This window comes from Sphingomonas sp. M1A8_2b (genome assembly GCF_053345535.1).
In genome coordinates this window covers 255,281-271,697 of the sequence record NZ_JBKFAH010000003.1, presented here as the reverse complement: position 1 = coordinate 271,697, position 16,417 = coordinate 255,281, and the positions used below count along the sequence as shown (strand labels likewise).

Here is a 16,417-nt window from a genome sequence, read left to right as displayed (position 1 = left end):
GGACCCGGCGCGTCGACCGTCTATGCGGGCTCGATGCGCCCGACCGGCACGAGCAGACGCCGACCGCCGTCGTCCACCGGCACGACCCGCACGCCGAACACCTGCGCGAGCGTGTCGGGCGTGAGCACGTCCGCGACCGGACCGAACGCCACGACGCGGCCGTCCGCGATCAGCAATGCATCGTCCGCAGCGCGCTGCGCCTGGACGAGATCGTGCAGGACGATCACGACGCCCGCCCCGCCGGCCGCATAGGTTCGCAGGCGGGCGAGCAGGTCGATCTGGTGCGACGGATCGAGGCTGGCGAGCGGTTCGTCGGCGAGCAACCACCGCGGCGCCCCCGCCAACACGCGCGCGAGCAGCACGCGCGCGCGTTCGCCGCCGGACAGTTCGGCGATCGGGCGGTCCGCCAGATGCGTCGTTTCGGTGTCGTGCAACGCGCGCGCGATCGCCGCATGATCCTCGGGCGAGGCCGCGGCATGCGCGCCCCGGTGCGGCAACCGGCCAAGCGCCACGACGTCGCGCGCGACGATGTTCCAATGCACCGTCGCGTCCTGCGGCAGATAGCCGATCGCGCGCGCCCGTGCCCGCGGCTCCATTGCCGGGATATCCTGCGCGTCGAGCCTGACGCTCCCCGCAGCATACCCGATCAGCGCGGCGGCCGCCTTGACCAGCGTGCTCTTGCCCGCGCCGTTGGGCCCGAGAATCGCGGTCACGCGGCCCGGTTTGAGATGCGCGGAGACCTCGTGCAGGACGGTGCGCTTGCCGAGCCTGACGCTCAGACGATCGACGATCAGATCCATGCCCACCCTCGCTCCCTGAACAACAGCCCGAGGAAAAACGGTGCGCCGATCATCGCCATAGCGACACCTAGCCGCACCTCGCCAACGCCGGGCGCAAGCCGCACGAGGCTGTCCGCGGCAAGGACGAGCGCCGCTCCACCGAGTGCCGAGGGCAGCAGCAACGCGCCCGGCCGATGCCCGAATACCGGTCTCAGCAGATGCGGCACCACCAGACCGACGAAGCCGATGACGCCGGTCACGGCCACGCCCGCGCCGACGACGAGCCCCGTGCCCAGCACCACCAGGACGCGCATACGGCCCATCCGCACCCCGAGCGAGCGCGCCGCCGCCTCGCCCAGCGACAGCGAATCGAGCGATCGCCCGGTCATCAGCAGCAACAAAGTGCCTAGCAGCATCGGCGGCAGCGCGGACTGTACGTCGGTCCAGCCGCGATCGGTCAGCGCGCCCATCAACCAGTCCATGACCTCCGCCACTGCATAGGGGTTCGGCGCGATCGAGATGAGGAATGCGGTGAGCGCGGCGGCAAGGCTGGTCAGCACGGTGCCAGCGAGGATAAAGCTGATCGCGCTCGACGATCGCCAAGTCAGCGCGGCGAGCAGCGCGACCGCGCCCCCTGCCCCGAGCATCGCCGCCACGAAGATGCCGGGTCCGGTGCCGACCCCGAACACGATGGCGGCGACCGCAGCGAGCGCTGCGACCGACGAGACGCCGACCACCGCCGGGTCCGCCAGCGGATTGCGCAGATAGCCTTGCAGTACCGCGCCCGACAGCCCGAGCGTCGCCCCCAAGGCGAGCCCGAGCACCGCGCGCGGCAAGCGCAGTTCGAGGATGATCCACCAGCGCGGATCGGCGGAGAACCACGCGGACGGCGGCACCGATACTTTCCCGCAGCCGAGCGAAAGACCAAACAGCGCGATCACGAGCAGCCCGAGCGCGAGCAGTTTCAGCGTGCGGGTCATCGCCGCGCGTCCCCGCTCGTACCCAATTCCACCACCCCGGCGAAGGCCGGGGCCCAATTGGGGGACGGTCTTGACCATGCGCAGCACTGAATCATTTTGGCCTTTCCAATTGGGCCCCGGCCTTCGCCGGGGTGGTGCCCGGGAGGAAGGGTTTCGATCGGGTCCGCGCGCATCACAGCCCCGCCCTTATCGCAGCCAGCCGCTCGAGCGCCGGCGGAATCGTCGGGCCGCCGCAGTTGATCAGCACACGCGGAAACACCGCTTGCGGCGTGGTCGGCAACAGCCGGTGGCGCAGTGCCGCCCCCCGCCCGATCCGCTCCGAGGCGATGACGACATCGGGCGGCTGCGTGACGATCGTCTCCGCCGACAGCGTGCCGGTATGCGTCAGGCCGTAGCGCACCGCCGCGTTGCGCAGCCCGACGCGGGTCATCATGTCGGTCAGCAACGTACCGTCGCCGGTCGCCAGATCGCCGGTGATATAGAGTAGCGCGCTCGGCGGGTTGGCGCTGCGCCGCGTCCACCTGGCCACGGCGCGATCGATATCGGCATTGATCCGTGCGCCACCCGACGGCGCGTCGACCGCATCGGCGATCTGCCTCACCTGCGCCTGGCTCTCGGCAATCGAATCGGGAATGCCGAGCAGCAACGTCTTCAACCCGGCCCGCGCATACGCCGCCTGCGTCGCGGCGGGCGTGTAGGTACTGGCGATGACGAGATCGGGGCGCAGAGCGATCACTTCCTCCGCGGTGCCGGCGGTCGCGCGAAACCGCCGCGCGACCTCCAGCGGGATCGAGGTCCCGCCAGGATCCTGCGAATAATGGCTGATCGCCGCGATCCGCGATGCCGGCACGATCCGCACCAGCACCGCATCGACGCACGGATTGGTCGAGACGATCCCCCCGCCGCCGCTTCCGCCCGGCGGCACGGAGCAGCCCCCGAGCGTCGACGCGACCAGCAGCGTAAGGAGGATCGCCCTGCGGATCACTTCAAGCGCAACCGCACGCCGCCATAGGCCGCCCGCCCATAGGTGCCGTAGCCGGCGATCGTCTGGTACGACGCGTCGGTGATGTTATCGACGCGGCCATAGACCGCGAACCGCTCGCCGATCGGAAACTCCGCCCGGACGCCGCCGAGCGCATAGCCGTCGAGCCGCACCGCATTGGCGGAGTCGTCGAAACTGTCGCCGACCATCGTCACCGTGCCGCCGATCGACAGCCCGAACGGGAACCGGTAATCCGCGTTGACGCTCGCGGTCTGCTCCGGTCGCCGCGCGAGGGTCTTGCCGAAATCGTCGCCGATCGACCGGTTTTCGGTGTGGATATAGCTGTAGTTCGCGGTCAGCGTCAGCGCATCGACCGGGCGCAGCGCCAGCGTGAACTCCGCGCCGTCGGCCTCGGCACGCGCAACGTTGTCGTACACGCCGAACGGACGATTGGCGCAGATCGAGCCGGGTGTCTTCAGCTCGGTAGGGCTGCAATCGCGGAAGTCGATCTGGTTGCGCGTGCGGCGATTGAAATAGGTAACGCCGACGCGCGCACGCTTACCGAGAAACGCCTGTTCGACGCCGACGTCGAAGTTCCGCGCGGTCTCCGGATCGAGACCGCGGTTCCCGTAGTCGGAGAACAGCTGGTACAAGGTCGGCGCCTTGAAGCCTTCACCATAGCTCGCGCGGACGGTGGTGCCGGTCCGCAACGCCAATGCGGCATTGGCGCCAAACGTCGTATGGTTGCCGAAATCGTCGTGATCGTCGTTGCGGACGCCGCCGGTCAGTGTGAGGATATCGATCGGCTTGACGATCAGCTGGCCATAGACGCTGGTGATGCCCGTGTCGGCATAGCTGAAACCGTCGTTATAGCGGCTGTTCTCGCGCTCGACGCCCGCGACGACGCGGACCTGGTCGAGCGGGCGGAAGTCGCCCTGATATTCGTAGCGCTCGCTACGGCCTCGCCCGATGAAGCTCGGATCCGTGCCGAAGGTCGGATCGTAGTTGTCGCGGTTGATGTCGGCGATCGTGAACGCCACGCGGTTGTTGAACCGGCCATCGGCGAAGTTCGCATGCAGCCCGGCATAGCCGTAGATCTCCTGCGTCTTCGAATATTCGGGGTCGTCCGCCAGGACGAAATCGGGTGCCGGAAAGCCGTCGATATCGACCTTGCTGTCCGCATAGTAGCCGCGCAGGTCGAGGCCGATCCCCGGCGCGAACTCGACGCCCAGCCGCCCGGCCGCGCCATATTGGCGATACCCGTCGCGCTCGGTGCCGCTGGCCGCCGACGAAATGCCGTCGGTCCTCAGATAGCCGCCGGTCAGCGAGCCTGATACCGGCCCCTTCGCGCCCGACACGCCCGCGCTCGCGAACACGCTGTCGGCATAGCCATATTCGGCGTTGGCGCGTGCCTGCACGCCTTCGGTGGGCGTCGCGGTGATGATGTTGACGACACCGCCGATCGCCTGGCTGCCCCACGGCACCGAGTTCGGCCCGCGCAACACTTCGATTCGCTCGATTGAGCTCGACAACAGGTTGGCGAAGTTGAAGCCGCCGCCGGTCGATGACGGATCGTTGACGCGGACGCCATCGATCACGACCAAGGTCTGGTCGGACTCCGCGCCGCGGATCCGCACGCTCGTCAGCGCGCCGATCGAGCCGTTGCGCGTGACGGTGACGCCCGGCGTGGTCGCGAGCAGGTCGGACACCACCGTCGTCTGGCGGCGCTCGATCTCGGCGCGGTCGATCACCGTCACCGCCTGGCCGACTTCGCTCGCGGGCTGCGCGACGCGGGCGGCGGTGACGACCAGTTCGGGCGTGTCGCCATTGGGAATGGATTGTGCGTAAGCGGGCGACGCGATCATGGCCGCTGCGCTCAGAAGTAGGAATGTTTTCGTCATCGGGCACGTCCTGAACAGAACCGCCTGCGACCATTCGCAGTGCGGCCAGACGTCGCTCGCTCGAGGATGCCCCATGGGGGCCTCTCGTCCGCGCCGGACACCCGCCCGCGCAGTGGATCGACCGTGAGAGGCAGGTCTCCTGGCTTCCGGGTCTTCGCGCCCACCCCGCCTTCCCAGGCTATCACCCAGTGGCCTATTCGGGGTGGCCGCTATCCGGTCACAGTTGCGGGTACAGCGCCGGTCTTGCGGCTCTGGTCATGACTACCCTTCCGCGCACCGACTTCCCTTTTGATCCCGTCGCCGGGAACCCTTCACGCCCCGCCATTAGTCGCAGCCCAGACACGGGTCAACGCAAGGGTGACTCCGAATCCTCCCCCGCCAGGGGGAGGTGGTGCCGAAGGCGACGGAGGGGGAGGACGCGGAACAGAGGTGATCCTTTCCTCCCCCTCCGTCTGGCAAGTGCCAGCCACCTCCCCCTTGCGGGGGAGGATCAGATATTACCGCCCGCCGTACCGGAGCCCGACCCAGACCGTCCTCGGCGTCGCGCGCTCGACGATGTTGGCGCCGCTGATCCCCGCCTCGACGCGCTCGTCAAACAGATTTTCGGCGCGCAACTCGGCGACCAGCGACCGCAGGATCGGCAGTGCCGCATAGCCGTCTAGCGTGGTCGCGGGCGCGAGCACCCGCGTATTCTGGTCGTCGTCATACTGCCGGCCGATATGGCGCACGGTCAGCGAGAGCGCGGCGGCATCGCGGCGCCAATCGACCGTTCCCGACACTGCGTCGCGCGGCGTCTGCGCCGGCCGCAATCCGTCGAGCGCCGCGGTGATCCCCGATCCCTCGACGGTCGAATTGGTATGCGACCACGACGCCTGCACGCCGAACGGGCCTGGCCGATACGACGCATCCAGTTCGAACCCGTGCGCGCGGATCGCATCGAGATTCTGGCGGACGCGGTAGGTCGTGACGCCGGGCAGGACCTGCGCCGGGCTGGTGGTCGTGACGTTGGCAATCGCGTTGTTCAACCGATTGTAGAAATAGGTCGCGGCGATGCTCATTCCCGGCGCGGGCGTCAGCGTGACGCCGCCCTCGACCCCGGTCAGCCGCTCGGGCGAAAGCAGCGCATTCGCAGCGGTGGCGTCGTTGCCGACGCGGAACGGGCGATACAGCTCGTTGAGTGTCGGCAACCGCCAGCCACGATACCCCGCGGCGCGCAGCGTGATCGCATCGGCGGGCTGGTAGGCGATACCGGCGCGGCCGGTCGTCTCGCTGCCGTCGCGATCGGCATAGCGCTGGTTGGTCAGCGCAGGTCCGACGGCGAGCGGCCGTTCGGACAGATAGCCGCCGTCGATCGACCACCAGTCGACGCGCCCGCCCAGGCTGAAGGTGAAGTCGCCCGCGACCAGACTGCCGTCCGCGAACAGGCCCGTCGTCGTCGTGCTCCCGCCCGCCTCGCGCCGCCGTGTCGGTACCGCCGCGACGAAGGTGTAGAGTTCCTGCGTCTTGCCACTGACGTCGCGCAGGTCGGCGCCCAGCCGCAGCGTGATGCTCTCGCCCAGCGGCGGCAGGATCTCGATCCGCCCGCCCAGCCCGGTCGCGGGCGTATTATACTGGTCCAGCGACTGGATCGCGGTCGTGCGCGCGGCATTGATGCTGTTGAAGCTGCTCGCAAACGCGCGCGTCTGCAGATAGGCGAGCGCCGAATAGCCCCAGTCGCCGCGCCCGATCAGCCGGATGCTCGCATCGGCGCCCTCGGTCGTATTGTCGGTGAAGTCGGACCCACGCTCACGCCGGTCGGAGAAGGCGCTAGCGTTCACCTGCAACTCGGTCTTCGCGCCGATCCCGACGACGGTCCTGATAGCACCCGATGCCTGCTCGTACGGCGCGGGCCGATCGACGATCCCGCGACTGTCGGCCACCGTCGGCGTGAAACCGTCGCCGCGCGCATAGGCGCCGGACAGCGTCGCGAACCCGGCCTCGTGGACCAGCGCCGCCGAACCCTGCGCATCGACCGAGTCCCGGCTGCCATAGGCGACACTGCCTTGGAACGGCGTCAGGTCGCCAGGCGTCGCGCTCTCAAGCTCGACCGTGCCGGCCAGCGCGCCCGGCCCCTGATACCCACTGCCGCCCCCCCGCGTCACGCGGATGCGGCCCAGCCGCCCGGTCGCATAGGCGGGAAACGCGACCCACCCGCCGAACGGATCCGCTTGCGGCACGCCGTCGAGGATCAGCAGCGCACGGCTCGACGCATTGCCGCCGATCCCGCGCAACGAAATCCCCTGGCTGGTCGGGTTGGCGCTGCGCGAATCCGACCGGCGGAACTGCTGCAAGCCGGCGACATCGGCGAGCACGCTCTCCAGCCGGTTGCTGGCATTGGCGTCGATCCGGTCGCGCTCGATCGTGACGATGTCGTAGGCGCGGTCGCCCGGTGCCGGCGCCAGCCCGCGCCCGGTGACGACGATATCGGGTGCAGGTTCGGGGGTCGATTGCGCGATGGCAGCGCCGGACCACAGGAGGACGCAAACGAGTGCAGAGATAGGGAGGCGAATCATCGCCGGCGCATGGCAGCTTTACCCCATCTCTGGAAAGCGGGCAGATCGGCCCGATCGCCGTTCAGCTGTCGGTGCGAAGACGGTAGCCAACCCCCAGTTCATTGGCGATCACGCTGCCGACCGGATCCGGCGCCTCGAGCTTCTGACGCAGGTTGCGGATCACGATGCGGAGATATTCGATCCGCGGATCCTCGTCGCCACCCCACGCCGCGGCGATGATCTTGTCGTGCGTGACGACCCGCCCGCTGTGCCGCGCCAGCACCGCAAGCACCTCGTGCTCCTTGCGAGTCAAATGCAGTTCCTCGCCGTCGCGCGTCACGACGCGGCGATCGAGATCGATCGTCAGGCCCCCCTTTCGCACGAGCTTGGGTGCGGTGTCGGCGGTCGCCCGATGCCGCAGCGCGACGCGCAACCGCGCGAGCAGTTCGTCGCTGTCGAACGGCTTGGTAACGAAATCGTCCGCACCCAGATCGAGCGCAGCGACCTTCTCGTCGGTCGCGTCGCGCGCGGACACCACCAGGATCACCGCGTCGCCATCGCGCCGCAACACCGGGATCAGGCTCAGGCCATCGCGGTCGGGCAATCCGAGGTCGAGCAGGATCGCGCTCGGGTGCTCGGCCGCCGCGCAGGCGATCGCACTGCGTGCGTCGACCGCTTCGACCACCGCATAGCCCGCGCGTTCCAGCGTGTTGCGGAGCAGGCGGCGGATCGAGATTTCGTCGTCGACGACCAGGATCTTCGCGGGCATCAGATCGCGCTTTCGGGTGCGACGTTGCGCACGATGAGAGGGGACGGGAACACCAGCGTGAACGCGGCGCCGGGTTCGTCGACGCGATTGCCGGCTTCGACCATCATCCCCATCGCCTCGGCGAAGGCCTTGACGATGGCAAGCCCCAACCCGGTCCCGACGATCTCGCGGTCCGATCCTTCGAGCCGCCGGAACGTCTCGAACACCTCGGCCTCGCGACCCGGCGGCAGGCCCGCACCATGGTCGAGCACCGCCAGCCTGAGCTCGCCGTAGCGATGCCGCCCCTCGACGACGATCTCGGTACCGGGATCGCCGTAGCGCCCGGCATTGTCGAGCAGGTTGAGCAGGCAGTGATGCAGCAGTTGCGGATCGACCCGGACCAGCGGCAGGTCGGGCGGCACGTCGAGCCGGACCGCATGCCCCTCCAGCGCCCGGCGCGCGTCGTGCGCGGCGCCGGCGACCGCATCGCTGAGATCGGTCGCCTCGACGTTGAGCTTGAGCGCCCCCGCCTCGACCCGCGCCATGTCGAGCAGGTTGGCGACGAACCGGTTGAGCCGCGCCGCCTCGGTCTTGATCGTCGCGATCAGATCGGGGGTGGCACCGTGATCGAGTTCGTTCGCCGCGGCGATCACCGCGGTCAGCGGCGTGCGCAGATCGTGGCTGACCGACGACAGCAGCGCCGCGCGCAGCCGATCGCGCGTCCGTACCGCATCGACATCGCGCATCTCGGTCTCGAGCCGCAGCCGTTCGAGCACCAGCGCGGACTGATCGACCAGACTGGTGAGCAGCGGCAGTTGATCGGCGCGAACCGGATCGCCGCTGTTCTCGCGTGCGATGCCGAGCACCGCGAGGGTCCGCCCGCCCGCCTTGACTGGCTGGAACAGCCACTCGGACGCGGCCAGCGTCGCCGATCCCTTGCCCGCCGCGGCGCCCGCATCGAATGCCCAGTTCGCGGCGGCGAGATCCATCGTGTCGAGCCGGTAGTCCGCGGTGCTCGCGGCCTGGACGGTCAGCCCGGCGCCGGTCGTCGGGGCGAGCAGGACCGACTGCACGGCGAACACCTGTGCGACGTCGTCGCAGATCATCCGCGCCGCCACCGCGGGATCGTTGATCGCGCTCAACTGCCGCAGGAACCCCGCCAGCGTCGCGTTGGTCTGCGCGCTTGCCGCCGCGAGGTCGGCCTGCGCCCGCACCCGCGAGGTAAGCTGGCTGGTCGCGATCGCGACGCCGAGCAGGACGAAGATCGAGATCAGGTTCTCGGGATTGCTGATGCTCAGCGTGCCGACCGGCGGCAGGAAGAAGAAGTTGTAGGCGAGGCTGGACGCGATTCCGGCGAACAGCCCGGTGCGCAATCCGAACAGGCTGGCCGCCACCATCACCGGCAGCAGGTACAGCAGCGCGACGTTGCCCAGATCGAGGATATGGAACAACGCGCTGGCGACCGTCGTGATCGCCGCGACCAGCGCCAGCGTGATGGCATAGCCGGTCGGCGAGCCCCAGCCCGCCTTCGACCGCCGCCATGCCAGCGCGGACGTCCTGATTTCGGTTTCCATCGGCAGGACGTGGACGGTGACTCCGCTCGTGCCGCGGATCAGCCGATCGACGATCGATCCGTGGATGAATTCGAACGCGCGCGAGCGGCGCGACTTGCCGACGACGAGCTGCGTCGCGCGCGCGTGGATCAGGAAGCCCTGGATACCCTCGACCACCGACGCGGCCGGCACCGTCGCGACCGCCGCCCCGAGTTGCGTCGCCAGCGTCATCGCGGCGGCGACGCGCTGATGCTGGGCATCGGTGAACTGCGCGGTGCGCGGCGTTTCGATGAACAACGCCGTCCACGGGCCGTGCAACCCGTCGGCGACTCGCTTGGCCGCGCGGACCAGGCCGTCGACGCCGGGCAGTTCGTTGATCGCGACGACGATCCGGTCGGTGCCCGCCCATGTCCCGCCGATGCCGATCGCGCGGACATGATCGAGCATCTGCGCGTCGACCGCCTGCGCGGCACGGCGCAACGCGAGTTCGCGCAGCGCCGACAGGTTGGATTTGGAGAAGAAATGGCTGAGCGCGCGAGTCGCTTCGTGCGGTAGGTAGACCTTACCCGCCTTGAGCCGCTCGATCAGTTCGTCGGGCGGGATATCGACGACCTCGATCTCGGCGAGTTCCAGGATCCGATCGGGCACGGTCTCGCGCACCCGGACCCGCGTGAAACTGGCGACGATGTCGTTGAGGCTCTCGACGTGCTGGATGTTGATCGTCGAATAGACGTCGATCCCCGCCGCGAGCAGTTCCTCGACATCCTGATAGCGTTTGGGATGGCGGCTGCCGGGGGCATTGGTATGCGCGAGTTCGTCGACGAGCGCGAGCCGGGGCGCGCGGGCGAGGATCGCATCGATGTCCATTTCCGCCAGGACGCGCCCTTCATAGGCGACGTCGCGACGCGGGACGATTTCCTGTCCGCGCGTCAGCCGTTCGGTTTCGACCCGGCCATGTGTCTCGACGATGCCGATGACGACGTCGACACCGTCGCGCCGCCGCGCCGCGCCTTCGGACAGCATCTCGAAGGTCTTGCCGACCCCCGGTGCCGCGCCGAGGAAGATCTTGAGCTTCCCCCTCCCCTCCTGCTCGGCCTGACGCAGGAGGGCATCCGGATCCGGACGATTGTCGCTGTTGCCCGGATCGCTGACCGGCATCAGCGAGGCAGGGCGTCCAGCGCGCGGTTCATCGCCAGCACGTTGACGTGCGGTTCGCCCAGGATCGATGTCTCGGTCGCGGTGGCAACGATCGTCCTCACCCGGTCGACCGTGATGCCGCGGACCCGCGCGATACGCGGTGCCTGGACGGCGGCAGCGGCGGGCGACAGATCGGGATCGAGCCCCGACCCGCTCGCGGTGACGAGGTCGGCGGGCAGCGGGCCCGTCACCCCTTCGGCGCGGCGCTTGGCGATGTCGGGCGTCACCCGGTCGACCAGCGCGTGCGAGGCCGGGCCGAAATTGGACCCCGACGACGCCAGCCCGTCATAGCCCTTGCCCGCGGCGGACGGACGGGTCTGGAAATACTGGTCCCCGACGAACGCCTGACCGACCACCGTCGAGCCGACCACCTGGCCGTTCTGCGTCACCAGACTGCCGTTCGCCTGCGACGGAAACACGGCCTGGCCGATCCCCGTCATCGCCAGCGGGTACGCCAGCCCGAGAAGTGCCGCGAACAGGATCGTCATGACGATCGCGGGTCGCAGTGCGGAGGTGAGATCCTTGCCCATGCTATTGTCCTTATGCGAGGCCGAGGCCACCGACCACAAGGTCGATGATCTTGATGCCGACGAACGGCGCGATCAGCCCGCCCAGTCCGTAGATTGCGAGGTTGCGCGCGAGCAGCGGGCCCGCCCCCATCGGCGTGTACTTCACGCCGCGCAGCGCGAGGGGCACGAGGCACGGGATGATCACCGCGTTGAAGATGATCGCCGACAGGATCGCGCTCTCTGGCGATCCCAGCCGCATCACGTTGAGCACGCCGAGCCCCGGATACAGCACGACGAACATCGCCGGGATGATCGCGAAGTATTTCGCCACGTCGTTGGCGACCGAGAAGGTCGTCAGCGCGCCGCGCGTCATCAGCAGCTGCTTGCCGAGGCCGACGACCTCGATCAGCTTGGTCGGATCGCTGTCGAGATCGACCATGTTGCCCGCTTCGCGCGCCGCCTGCGTGCCGGTGTTCATCGCCACGCCGACATCGGCCTGCGCCAGCGCGGGCGCGTCGTTGGTGCCGTCGCCGCACATCGCGACGAGCTTGCCGCCCTGCTGTTCCTGGCGGATTAGCGCCAGCTTGTCCTCGGGCGAGGCCTGCGCGAGGAAGTCGTCGACCCCCGCCTCGGCCGCGATCGCCGCCGCGGTCAGCGGGTTGTCGCCGGTGATCATCACCGTGCGGATGCCCATCGTTCGCAGCTCGCCGAAGCGTTCGCGGATGCCCGCCTTGACGACGTCCTTGAGGAAGATCGCACCGATCAGGCGGCCATTCTTGGCGACCGCCAGCGGTGTGCCGCCGGCACGCGCGATCTCGTCGGTGATACGGCGCAATTCGGTCGCCGCCGCGGTCTGGCCGACTCCCGGATTGGCTTTCAGGATCGAATCGACCGCGCCCTTCTGGACCAGCATGTCCGCCGTCTTCACGCCCGAGATGCGCGTCTGTGCCGTGAACGGAATCACTTCCGCGCCATCGGGCAACTTGGTCGTCGTCACGCCGAACCGATCGCGCGCCAGAACGACGATCGAGCGGCCCTCGGGCGTCTCGTCCGCAAGGCTGGCAATCAGCGCGGCTTCCGCCATCTCGGCATCGCTCGCGCCGCCGACCGCGCGGAACTCGCTGGCCTGACGATCGCCGATCGTGATCGTGCCGGTCTTGTCGAGCAGCAGAACGTCGATGTCGCCCGCCGCTTCGACCGCACGCCCGGACTTGGCGAGCACGTTGAACCGCACCAGACGGTCCATGCCGGCGATGCCGATCGCCGACAGCAGCGCCGCGATCGTCGTCGGGATCAGCGTGATCAGCAACGCCGCGAGCATCGCGACCGGGATCGAGCCGCCCGCATAGCTGGCGAACCCCGGGATGGTGCCGACCGCGATCAGGAAGATGATCGTCAGCCCGACGAGCAGCAGGGTCAGCGCAATCTCGTTCGGGGTCTTCTGCCGCTCGGCGCCCTCGACCAGCGCGATCATGCGGTCGAGAAAGCCCTTGCCGGGTTCGACCGTCACCTTGACGCGGATCTCGTCGGAGATGACGCGGGTGCCCGCGGTCACCGCCGAGCGGTCACCGCCAGCCTCGCGGATCACCGGCGCGCTTTCGCCGGTGATCGCGGCTTCGTTGACCGAAGCGACGCCCGAGACGACCTCGCCATCGGACGGGATCAGGTCGTTGGTCTCTACCAGGACGATGTCACCTACCTTCAGCGCGCTGGCCGGCACGCTCTCATGCTCGCGACCGTCGCCCTTCAGGCGCTTGGCGACCAGGTCGGCCTTGGTGGCACGCAGCGAGGCGGCTTGCGCCTTGCCGCGCCCTTCGGCGAGCGCTTCGGCGAAGGTGCCGAACAGCACCGTCAGCCAGAGCCAGATGACGAGCTGCAGCTTGAAACCGGTGCTGAGACTGTCGTGCCCGACGACCAGCAGCACGGTCATCAGCGCGGCGACGACCGCGGTGACGAACATCACCGGGTTGCGGATCAGCTCCTTGGGGTTGAGTTTGACGAACGATGCCTTGATCGCCGGCACCACCAGGTCGGCGGTGAACAGGCTCTTGCTCTGAGAGCGGCTTTGCGAATTCTGGGTCATGATGGCGCCCCTGTCAGGACAAAGTGCCGCGGATCATCGCGAGATGATCGGCGATGGGACCGAGCGCGAGGCTCGGCAGGAAGGTGAGACCACCCAGGATCAGCACGATGCCGACGAGGAGACCGACCCACAGGCCACCGGTCGTGGGGAACGAGCCCGCGCTCTCCGGCGTGTATTTCTTCGCGGCCAGGCTGCCGGCGATCGCCAGCATCGGGACAATGATGAAGAAGCGGCCAACCCACATCGCAACGCCCAGCAGGCCGTTGTAATAGGGCGTGTTGGCCGTCAGCCCGGCGAACGCCGAACCGTTGTTGCCGACCGCGCTGGTGAAGGCATAGAGGATTTCCGAGAAGCCGTGCGGGCCCTTGTTGAGCGGCCCCGCCAGCCCCTGCGCCAGCACCGACGACAGCGCGGTGAGCCCGAGGATCATCAACGGCAGCACCGCGATCGCCAGCACCGCAAGCTTCACTTCGCGACTCTCGATCTTCTTGCCGACATATTCGGGCGTGCGACCGACCATCAGCCCGGCGACGAACACCGCCAGGATCGCGAACAGCAGGAAGCCGTAGATGCCGGCGCCGACGCCGCCGATCACGACCTCGCCCAGCTGGATGTTGAACAGCGGGATCATGCCGCCCAGCGCGGTGAAGCTGTCGTGCATAGAATTGACCGCGCCGCACGAGGCCGCGGTGGTGACGACCGAGAACAACGCGGACGCGGCGATCCCGAAGCGGACCTCCTTGCCCTCCATGTTGCCGCCCGCGACGCCGAGATGGTGCAGCACGGGGTTGCCGGCGGCTTCCTGCCAATAGGTCACGGTGACGCCGGCGAGGAACAGTATCACCATCGCCGACAGGATCGCCCAGCCCTGCTTGGTGTTGCCAACCGCCTTGCCGAACGTCCAGGTCAGGCCGAACCCGATCAGGAAGATCGACAGCATCTGGATCAAATTGACCAGCGCGGTAGGGTTCTCGAACGGATGCGCCGAGTTCGCGTTGAAGAAGCCGCCACCATTGGTACCGAGCATCTTGATCGCTTCCTGGCTGGCGACCGGCCCGATCGCGAGCACCTGCTTGACGCCTTCGAGCGTGGTCACGTTGACCGTCGCGGCCAGCGTCTGCGGCACGCCGCTGGCGATCAGGAACACCGTATAGACGACGCACAACGGCAGCAGCAGATACAGCGTGATGCGCGTCATATCGGCCCAGAAATTGCCGATCGCCTTCGACTCACGCCGCGCGAACCCGCGGAACAGCGCGAACGCCAGCGCGATGCCGGTCGCCGCGCTCAGGAAATTGTGGATCGTCAGGCCAAGCATCTGGCTGAGGTTCGACATCGTCGACTCACCCGAATAGCTCTGCCAGTTGGTGTTGGTGGTGAAGCTGACCGCGGTGTTGAACGCGAGGTTCGGCGACAGCCCGGCGAGCCCTTGCGGGTTACCCGGCAGTACGCCTTGCAGACGCAGCACCGCATAGGTGAACGCCATCAACGCGACGTTGAACACGAGCATGTGCAGCGCATAGCGCCGCCAGCCCTGCTCGGCCTGCGGATCGACCCCGGCGAGTTTGTAGAATCCGCGCTCGACGGGTCCGAGGACGACGTGGAGCGGGGTGCGGCGGCCTTCGTACAGCGCGAACAGCCACAGGCCGACCGGTTTGGTCAGCGCGAGCAGGATGGCGACGAAGCCGAGGATCAGGAACCAGCCCTGGAATGTCATGATGCCGCCTCCTTCAGAAGCGTTCGGGGCGGATCAGGACCGCCACCAGGTAGATGAGCAGGCCAAGCGCAGTCAGTGCCGCGAGCCAGAGATCGAGAGTCATCGCATCCCCCTCATGCGTTGTCGCACAGGCGGGCATAAGCAAGCGTCGCCGCCACCAGCCCGACCATCACGAGGATCCAGAACAGGTCTTCCATCGGTTGATCCTTGTTAGATTACTGGGCGAGCTAGCGGCGTCAGAAAGCGGCGGTGAGCGAGGCGACGACGGTGCCGCCGGCGATTGACCCGGTACCGTCCTGCCCCTTGCTGAAGCTGGGCTGGAGATAGGCCGAGTCGCGGCGCGAGATATCAGTGTCGACGTATGACACGTTGAACGTCAGGTTGCGCCATGTCGTATCGGCACCCAGCGACCAGTCCCAATACTTGCCCGTCGGAGTCACTGCGGTCGCGTTCGGCCCAAGTCCGTCCTGCCCCCAGCTATGTCCGATATGCGCCTTGGCGGTGATCGGCGTCCCGGTGATCGCGAACGCGCCGTCGCCCGACAGATAGAGGTTGTCGTCCTTCGCGCCCGGCCGGGTGTAGACACCCGCGGCGGCATCGGCGCCGGTCGCGTACCATTTGCCGATCGCCTGCTGCTTGGGCGCATAGGCGACCGCCGCGGTCAGCGTCGCCGGACCGGTGGTGCCGCTCAGCTTGACATAGGGTTCGGCGAAGTCGGTCTTGTTGGCGCCGCCTGGATACATGTACCAGGTCAGCCCGGTATCGAGCGTCGCGCCATTGCCCAGCTTGGTCTTGTAGCCGCCGATCAGGTCGAGCTCCATGTTCGCGCCGCCGAACGTGCCCCAGCCGGCGAGGTTCGACGCCCAGGTGCCGACATAGAAGCCGCTCTCGTGCGCGATCGTCAGACCGCCCTGCACCGCCATCTGCCGGTCGGATTGCGACACGCCGCGAAACCGATAGTCCGACGCGATCGCGACCGATCCGCTCACGGCGATCGCCGAAGGCGGCGCGGCCGGGTTGGCTGCAGCCGGGGCGGCCGGGGTCGTGTCGTCAGGCGCGGACTGTGCCTGCGCTGCCGCCGGGATCGCCAGTGCCGGAACCGCCAGCAAAACTCCTGCGACCGCCGAATATAAACGCTTCATTACTACACCCCAACCGAAGACGCCCCGCGAATGATGCGCGGAAGCCGTTGAGCCTGGCGATTAGGCGCAGGACGCGTAGCAATTCGAGAGCGATTGCCCCCTTTCGCATATAGCTGGCGTATAGTTGGGGTCCGGGCGCGCGATTATGTCGGCTGCGCCTCGACATCGACCGAAGACGTAGCGCCTTTGTCGGGAGGATGATCGGCGACACCCTTGCTTCGGCACCCGTGAAGCGGCGCCGGTTCATCCATCAGCGGTCGAAGACTGGCATGACGACTGGCGACTTCTGGACTAA

General features: G+C 68.0%; 12 protein-coding genes and 1 riboswitch. All 12 genes read right to left on the bottom strand.

Going from position 1 to position 16,417, the window contains the following annotated elements; genetic code table 11:
* Positions 1 to 20 precede the first annotated feature (20 nt).
* The 12 genes from ACLBWL_RS13635 to ACLBWL_RS13580 all read right to left on the bottom strand — a co-directional run bounded on the left by ACLBWL_RS13635 (position 21) and on the right by ACLBWL_RS13580 (position 16,122).
* Positions 21 to 800, bottom strand: a complete 780-nt coding sequence (locus ACLBWL_RS13635) for an ABC transporter ATP-binding protein (RefSeq protein ID WP_447793904.1) — start codon at positions 798 to 800, stop codon at positions 21 to 23.
* On the bottom strand, positions 791 to 1,759 hold the full coding sequence (locus tag ACLBWL_RS13630) for a FecCD family ABC transporter permease (protein ID WP_447793902.1): 969 nt from the start codon (positions 1,757 to 1,759) through the stop codon (positions 791 to 793). Before ACLBWL_RS13630 ends, ACLBWL_RS13635 begins: the two co-directional genes overlap by 10 nt.
* A gap of 172 nt (positions 1,760 to 1,931) precedes the next feature.
* Complete coding sequence (locus tag ACLBWL_RS13625; protein WP_447793900.1) at positions 1,932 to 2,744, bottom strand: ABC transporter substrate-binding protein; 813 nt, start codon at positions 2,742 to 2,744, stop codon at positions 1,932 to 1,934.
* Positions 2,741 to 4,642, bottom strand: coding sequence for a TonB-dependent receptor plug domain-containing protein (locus ACLBWL_RS13620; RefSeq protein ID WP_447793898.1), 1,902 nt, complete (start codon positions 4,640 to 4,642; stop codon positions 2,741 to 2,743). Before ACLBWL_RS13620 ends, ACLBWL_RS13625 begins: the two co-directional genes overlap by 4 nt.
* Positions 4,643 to 4,754: 112 nt before the next feature.
* A riboswitch (cobalamin riboswitch) is annotated at positions 4,755 to 4,969 on the bottom strand.
* 170 nt (positions 4,970 to 5,139) lie between these two features.
* The gene (locus ACLBWL_RS13615; RefSeq protein WP_447793896.1) at positions 5,140 to 7,194 is read right to left on the bottom strand and encodes a TonB-dependent receptor; all 2,055 of its coding nucleotides are present in this window, start codon (positions 7,192 to 7,194) and stop codon (positions 5,140 to 5,142) included.
* 61 nt (positions 7,195 to 7,255) lie between these two features.
* A complete protein-coding gene (locus ACLBWL_RS13610; RefSeq protein ID WP_060527207.1) occupies positions 7,256 to 7,942 on the bottom strand; it encodes a response regulator transcription factor in 687 nt (228 codons plus the stop codon).
* Complete coding sequence (locus ACLBWL_RS13605) at positions 7,942 to 10,632, bottom strand: DUF4118 domain-containing protein (RefSeq protein WP_447793893.1); 2,691 nt, start codon at positions 10,630 to 10,632, stop codon at positions 7,942 to 7,944. The genes ACLBWL_RS13610 and ACLBWL_RS13605 overlap by 1 nt, the downstream gene beginning before the upstream one ends.
* Positions 10,632 to 11,201, bottom strand: a complete 570-nt coding sequence (gene kdpC, locus ACLBWL_RS13600) for a potassium-transporting ATPase subunit KdpC (protein WP_447793891.1) — start codon at positions 11,199 to 11,201, stop codon at positions 10,632 to 10,634. Before kdpC ends, ACLBWL_RS13605 begins: the two co-directional genes overlap by 1 nt.
* A 10-nt stretch (positions 11,202 to 11,211) precedes the next feature.
* On the bottom strand, positions 11,212 to 13,263 hold the full coding sequence (gene kdpB / locus ACLBWL_RS13595; protein WP_447793889.1) for a potassium-transporting ATPase subunit KdpB: 2,052 nt from the start codon (positions 13,261 to 13,263) through the stop codon (positions 11,212 to 11,214).
* 13 nt (positions 13,264 to 13,276) lie between these two features.
* Positions 13,277 to 14,980 carry a potassium-transporting ATPase subunit KdpA gene (gene kdpA / locus ACLBWL_RS13590; RefSeq protein ID WP_447793887.1) on the bottom strand — a complete coding sequence of 568 codons (1,704 nt, stop codon included), beginning with the start codon at positions 14,978 to 14,980 and terminating at the stop codon, positions 13,277 to 13,279.
* A gap of 13 nt (positions 14,981 to 14,993) precedes the next feature.
* On the bottom strand, positions 14,994 to 15,083 hold the full coding sequence (gene kdpF, locus ACLBWL_RS13585) for a K(+)-transporting ATPase subunit F (RefSeq protein WP_022685962.1): 90 nt from the start codon (positions 15,081 to 15,083) through the stop codon (positions 14,994 to 14,996).
* A gap of 133 nt (positions 15,084 to 15,216) precedes the next feature.
* Positions 15,217 to 16,122, bottom strand: a complete 906-nt coding sequence (locus ACLBWL_RS13580; protein WP_447793885.1) for a TorF family putative porin — start codon at positions 16,120 to 16,122, stop codon at positions 15,217 to 15,219.
* Positions 16,123 to 16,417: the final 295 nt, after the last annotated feature.